Origin of the sequence: Phyllobacterium sp., assembly GCF_037994425.1 — a bacterium.
GTDB lineage: Bacteria > Pseudomonadota > Alphaproteobacteria > Rhizobiales > Rhizobiaceae > Phyllobacterium.
The window spans coordinates 1-6,064 of the sequence record NZ_JBBNAM010000308.1 but is presented as its reverse complement, the minus strand read 5'-3'; the positions used below and the strand labels follow the sequence as shown (position 1 = coordinate 6,064).

General features: G+C 57.7%; 5 protein-coding genes and 1 pseudogene. 4 read left to right on the top strand and 2 right to left on the bottom strand.

The genetic code is table 11. The features are described 5' to 3' along the window. The 4 genes and pseudogenes from AAAB35_RS20845 to AAAB35_RS20830 form a co-directional block, all read left to right on the top strand. A pseudogene (locus AAAB35_RS20845) lies at nt 1-822 on the top strand (hypothetical protein); the annotation flags it as partial. Then, the gene (locus AAAB35_RS20840; protein ID WP_340670188.1) at nt 819-1,454 is read left to right on the top strand and encodes an alginate O-acetyltransferase AlgF; all 636 of its coding nucleotides are present in this window, start codon (nt 819-821) and stop codon (nt 1,452-1,454) included. The pseudogene AAAB35_RS20845 and the gene AAAB35_RS20840, both read left to right, overlap by 4 nt. A gap of 12 nt (nt 1,455-1,466) precedes the next feature. After that, nucleotides 1,467-4,214 carry a hypothetical protein gene (locus tag AAAB35_RS20835; protein ID WP_340670187.1) on the top strand — a complete coding sequence of 916 codons (2,748 nt, stop codon included), beginning with the start codon at nt 1,467-1,469 and terminating at the stop codon, nt 4,212-4,214. A gap of 67 nt (nt 4,215-4,281) precedes the next feature. Further along, on the top strand, nt 4,282-5,325 hold the full coding sequence (locus AAAB35_RS20830) for an alginate lyase family protein (protein WP_340670186.1): 1,044 nt from the start codon (nt 4,282-4,284) through the stop codon (nt 5,323-5,325). Between the two features lie 57 nt (nt 5,326-5,382). Here the strand turns inward: AAAB35_RS20830 and AAAB35_RS20825 are convergent, their stop codons facing one another. Continuing rightward, a complete protein-coding gene (locus AAAB35_RS20825) occupies nt 5,383-5,715 on the bottom strand; it encodes a hypothetical protein (RefSeq protein WP_340670185.1) in 333 nt (110 codons plus the stop codon). Between the two features lie 167 nt (nt 5,716-5,882). After that, a partial coding sequence (locus AAAB35_RS20820; RefSeq protein ID WP_340670184.1) for a DUF2380 domain-containing protein occupies nt 5,883-6,064 on the bottom strand: 182 nt, incomplete at its 5' end.

Sequence of the window (6,064 nt, the reverse complement as noted above, 5' to 3'; positions counted from 1 at the left end):
GCCGATATGATATCGAAACTGTCGGGTTTCGATATCGTCGCGCGCAAAGCGTTTGAGACGCGTCCTTTAGGCGAGGTGCAGATCATCTCAACGATGCGGCGCATTCTCCAGGAAAATTGCACCAAGGCGCTGCCACCGGCGGTCACCGAGGGGTACAGGACCACCGAAATAGCCCGCGCCGCCGCCGTCGACATATTCGGCGACGCGCAGCCTGAGCACTCCATCGTCCTGGTCGGCACCAGCTACTCCGATCTTGCGGCCTCCAACTTTCAAGGGTTTCTGGCGCAATCGCTGGAGCTGCCTGTTACCAATTTTGCCATTTCGGGAGGCGACCAGTTTGGTTCCATTACCTCCTATATGACCTCAGAAGCATTCCTCAATCATCGGCCGAAAGTCCTTGTCTGGGAAAACCCGATCTATAACAATCTCGGCAAGTTCGGTGACGCGCCGTTGATCGAGCTTGTGGCAGCCGCCCGACAGGCGTGCCAGATCGTTGACAAGACACAGATATCACCCGCTGGTGACAACGCCCTGTCCGTCGCCGTGCGCACTGGGCAGGTTCCCGACCATGCCGTCATCTACGCCTATTCCGGCAATGATCAGAGCCGCCACGCCGCGCTCAAGTTCCGGCTGAATGATGGCCACCTTTTCGAAAGCGGGATCTGGCGCGCCGACCGCGTCGTTTCGAGTGGCCGATATTATTTCCCTGTCCGTTATTTCGGCTCGAGCGCCGCAGACAGCTTTCAGCTCGCCTTTGACCAGATGTCGCTTCAAAGCGCCACGGTTAGCATTTGCAGCCTCAACGAAGGACAAACGAAATGAAAGCGAGCCTGTTGAAAAAGCTTCTGACGGCATCGGCGATGCTGCTGATCGCGTGGACGGTCGCTTCCGCCGATGATGCCGGTCTCTACGCTAAACCCGTCGATCCGAATTCCTCCTTTGTCCGCATCGTCGATCCGCAGGCAACATCGGTGGTCATTGCCGGTCTGGCGCTAAACGATCTTGATCAGGGACTGTCCCCTTACGTGATCGTAAAGCCGGGCGAAATCGAAATGTCCGTGGGGCTTGAGAAAGCAACGCTCAGCACCGAGCCGGGAAAATACTACACCTATGCCCGCATCGCGGACGGGCGGCAGAAGCTCTACGTCGATACGGTCAAGGATGACCCTTCAAAAGCGCAGGTTTACCTTTACAATCTGAGCGACCTCCCCATGGCAGATCTTTTTGTTCCGGCCGCAAAGACGGTTGCTCTGAGGAACGTCGCAGCTGGCGAGTCGGGTGCCGTTCTACTACGGGCGCCGCTGGCCTTGAGTTTCGCCATTCAGAGCGACGGCAGGACGGTCGTCGAAACGGGTACCGTGGATCTGAAGCGACGATCGGGCTTTTCCATCGTGCTCACCGGAAGCTCCGGCAACTACCACGCGGTTGCTGTTGAAAACCATCTGCATCAATGAAGGAACAGCGTCATGTCCCGACACCTGTCTTTCAACAAGCTCCGCTGTCTCGGCGTCATCGTGGCGGCGGGCCTCGCCCTTTCGCCAGCAAGCAGCGCCGCTGCCGACATCGAGCAACTTGTCATTGAGTTCCTGCCGCCGGCAGTCGATTCGAAACCTGTCTGCGTACAACGGGCGGCCGATGCAGACGTTGTCGAAACCTGGACGGCGTGGAACGGGAAAGCCCTGCCGAAGCAAGACTCCTGGATTATCATGCGCGAGGCACAGCGCCTTCGTGATATCGACGCTGCACAATATTTTCCAATCGTCAGGCGTATCCTCGATCTGTTGCCGACGATCGACAAGAAACTGACGCCCCAGTCTCTCGAGGCTGAACGGATCACACTCTATCTGAGAGCGGGCAAGGCGATCGAGCTGCAAGCCTCCGGGCTGATCGAAAAGCTGCTCGCTCGCGGCGAGACCAACGCCCCCAAGGACCTTTTTCTAGCCGCCCAGCTTATGCTCAACGGCGTCGCCGCGGAAAGGGATAAGGCCAAAGCACTCTCCTACCTGGTGCTTGCCGCCTATGGTGGCAATCCCGACGCATTACTCGAACTTGCAAAACGAAATCTCGAAGGTGAGCGGATCGACGGCTGGCAGGTCGATCCGTCACTCGCCGTCACCATGGCCTTCGGCTCGATGGTCGGCAAGCTTGATCCAGGCATTTGCGACCGCGTTGCCAGGATTGCGCGCGAATATGAAAAAGGCGAGATAGTGAAAGGCAATGCTCGTATTGCCGAACGCTGGCGCCGCTTTGCTGCAGACCTTGGGGACGGCAACGCCGCCTGGAGGGTGGCGCGCTATCACCTCGAGAGCGCCGACATCGTCAAGGACAACGCGCTCCTCCTGCATTACCTGCAATTTGCCGCCGACCAGGGTGTCGCGGTCGCTCAGTCCGAGCTTGCACATGTCTACGAAGTCGGTGCAATCGTCGGCAAGGATCTGGCCAAATCCGAATTCTACTACCAGAAGGCAGCAGCGACAGGCCATCGCAATAGCCTCATACGGCTGGTCAACTTCTATGAGGACAAGAGCGATGCCGTTGCACAAGCGAAATACCTGGACAGCCTCAACGCGCTTGCGGCCATGCCCGATCCACCCGGGTGGGTCTTTTCCAAGCTCGGTGATCTGGCTCTCGACGAGAAGGGGATCTGGTCCGGCGAAGCTGACGCAATGCCCTATTACGAGAAGGGGGCAAAGCTTCGCGACATGTCGGCCATGCGCAAGCTCGCCGAAATGCGCTTGCGCCACGGATCGCAGGACGGCCAGTTCGACGACGGCATCAACCTGTTGCTCGCAGTCGTCGACAGTTTTGGCCAGACGGAGGCGATGCTGGATCTGAGGGACGCCTATCTCTGCCGCGCCCCCGACGGTCCCCAACTCGACAAGGCAGCGTACTGGACGAACGCCACGAAAGATCTCGTCTCAAGCGGATGGTCAGCGCAATCGGTAGAGGACCTTGCCAGGGACCCCGATCCAACCACCCTTGCGGCTCTGCAATCGGAGGCGCTTTATGGCCAGCCGAATTCCGTAGCGGCTTACCTGTGGTATCTAAAGGCGTCGCGGGCAAAGAGTGATGTGATCGCGGAGTGGCAAAGCCGCGTCGCGCAAAGGCCCGAGGCGCAGGCAGCTTTTGCAAATCTCTGGCTCAAGGCGGCAACGGACGATGAGGGGCGTCGCCAGGCGCTGGCACTCCTGCTCGATGCAGCGGAAAAAGGAGTGTCATCGGCAAGGCTGGATGCGGCGGAGGCCGTATTCAGCTCGTTCGCGCATGACCCGGTACTGGTGCAAAAGGCTAAAACATATCTGCTCGCAGAGGCGCAAGCCGGGTCCGGTCGCGCCATGGATCTGCTCTCGACAAATACGAAAGGCGCAATGTCTGCCGCCGATATCCATGCAAAATACGCAGCGACAATCGCGGCCCGCGGTGATGCCGAGGCACTTATCTTCGCGGCCCGCTACACGGGTGGCGCTGACGATCGCAACTCCCTTCTCAAACGAGCCGGATTGACGATGAACTGTTCGTTCGAAGCGGCCCTTAACTTGGCCAATGCCTATGCCTCTTTTGGCGAATTCGAGGACGCCAAGAACTGGATGACGACTGCTGAGGCGTTCGCCACGGGCAAGCCGTGGCGCTTCAGAATGCTTGCCGAAGCCTATAATGGCTACGCCAATGGCGGCCAGCAAGCGCAAGCCACACGGTTGTTCGAGCTTGCTGCCATGAACGGTGACGCAAAAGCCGAGCAATATCTTCTTAAGCTCTACACTGATCCAAAGAGCCCGTCGTACGCGCCGCAAAAGGCAACCGACACCATGGTTTCAGTCATAAAAGGTGCGTCACCTGAGCATATTGTTGCTACACTGGCGCGGCTTGAGCGAACGCATAAGGCTATCCATGACCAGGTTTTGGGGCGCGTTGACCTCGCCTTGCTCTATGCGAACGCCGCCAAAGCCGGCGATCCTGTCGGCATGCGCGAGTTGGGAAAGCTTAAGCTTTCCCTCGGTGGGTCGGCCGAGGCCAGGCTTGCCCAGAACATGTTCCAGGAAGCCGCCGAGGCCGGAGACGCCGAAGCGATGGTGCTTCTAGCCAAGAACTATGCGTTCGGTATCGGCACCGAACCGTCGTTTGCTTCTGCCAAGACCTGGCTCGAGCGGGCAGCGGAACGCGACAACAGGGAGGCCAAGGAGATGCTCGCAGTGATGGCACTCAAGGGAGGGTGAAATGCTGGCAAGTGGTGGACCTTTTGCGTTCGTGAGGGAAGGAGGGACGCCCCCCTGTCGAGGGCGCTTGTCCCTATTCCTCATGTCCCTGACGGTATTCATCGCGTTTTCTGCCGACTTTGCCTATGCGGAAGCCCCGCCCAAATGCCCCGCGACAACGCCGCCTGTCGTCAACCTCGATCTTGGAAGCCGCTACGAGGATGACGACGCCTCGCGATCGGATATCGACGAAGACGCGAACAGCGCCGTCAACAAGGCTTTGAAGCCGCTCGATTCCTATGTTCGCGGCCTTGCCAGCCTGATCGATGAGAAACCGAAGCAGGGACAACCCGACATTCGTTACGTGTGCCTCTATCGCAGTCTGAGAAACTGGGCAGATGCCAATGCACTGTCGGATCTCGGCACACTCAACGCCAAGCTTGCGATATCGCCGCGTCTCGCCGGAATATCCATAACCTACTACCAGGCAACGCAAATCGTCCGGCCAGCAGCGGAAGACGAGGCAGCCATCAACCACTGGCTCGAACAGCGAGCAATCGAAATAAAAAACTTCTTCAGCGATGACGCGCCGCAAATGGCCTCGCGCAACAATCTGCGCGCCTGGGCCGGTCTCGCCGTCAGCCAGATCGGCGTTTTGACCGGAAAGGAGGACCTCATCCTCTGGGGGGCAGACAGCAATCAACTCGTAATATGTTCGGCCGAAAACAATGGCAGCCTGCCGTTGGAAATGAAGCGTGGCGACAAGGCGCTACATTACCAGCTTCATGCAGTTGCCCCGCTTGTCGTCAATGCCGCCCTGTTGAACGGCCGGTTCAGCAACAGCTTCGGCGTGTGCGACGGAAAGCTCGATCGGATCGTTGATTTTACCGTCACAGCCATCAACGACCCGACGGTGGTCGGCCGGCAGGTTGGCAAGAAGCAGACGTTCACCAAGGGCAAGGAGAAACTCGAAGCCTTTCAGATCGCCTGGCTTGAGCCCTATCTGAAGTTCAGAGAGAATCCGGAGGGAGCCCAACTGGTTAAAAAATATCGGCCCCTCACCAATTCGATGCTCGGCGGCAATCTGACGGCGATATACGACGGAAAAAATGGCGAAAGGCCGCTGCAATGAAAGTTGCCTAAATAAGGAAAATGGACCCATAAATAACGAGGGATTTGGGTTTCGGTCTCACGGCACTGTCATTGTCCGGTCAGCGCTGGCTCTTGAAGACCCACGTGTCTTGAGCAAAGACTGAATTCTTCCGCCCGCGGCATCTTCGAGGGTCATCCACGCCCGTTTGAGATTGTCCGCAGGGCTGCGAAAGGACTGGTCTGCATCTGTGCTGTCCATCAGTTGAAGCACTTCATCAAAATCGCGCGTTCCTTTTTGTATGACGGCGTATAGACGCTCAGCTTGCTCGATTGTCAGACCAGGTCGATCAAGCGCTTGCGGAATTTCATCAATAAGCCGCTTCAAGAGCTCAGCATGGCCTTTAAGCCTTGGAATCCAATCGAGCGTCATGGTGAGTTCCCGAACAGCGGCGCAACGGCAGATTATCACCCTTGGCGACAAAGTCAGCTAGGTTATTCGACAATTGCCCCGATTGCGCCGACTATCTATTTCCGGCGCTGATTTGATACGTCCTGCCACTTCGGTAATGGCCGAGTGGGCAAGGCTCCGCCTCAAACCTAACGCAGAATGCTGTTGGTCATTACCCACTTTACAGAGCGAGGCCATGCGTAATTCGCACCCATCCTAAGATCGGTAAAGCCTTGAGCAACCGTTTTTCCCGTTTCAGCGTCAAGAATGCGAATGAACATCGTATGCTCTGTTCGGTTGATACGCGTTACAACCCCCAGTAACGCCAGGG

Bases quoted from the DNA above. Each gene is read 5' to 3' on its own strand.
- AAAB35_RS20840 (WP_340670188.1), top strand. From the start codon at position 819: ATGAAAGCGAGCCTGTTGAAAAAGCTTCTGACGGCATCGGCGATGCTG.
- AAAB35_RS20835 (WP_340670187.1), top strand. From the start codon at position 1,467: ATGTCCCGACACCTGTCTTTCAACAAGCTCCGCTGTCTCGGCGTCATC.
- AAAB35_RS20825 (WP_340670185.1), bottom strand. From the start codon at position 5,715: ATGACGCTCGATTGGATTCCAAGGCTTAAAGGCCATGCTGAGCTCTTG.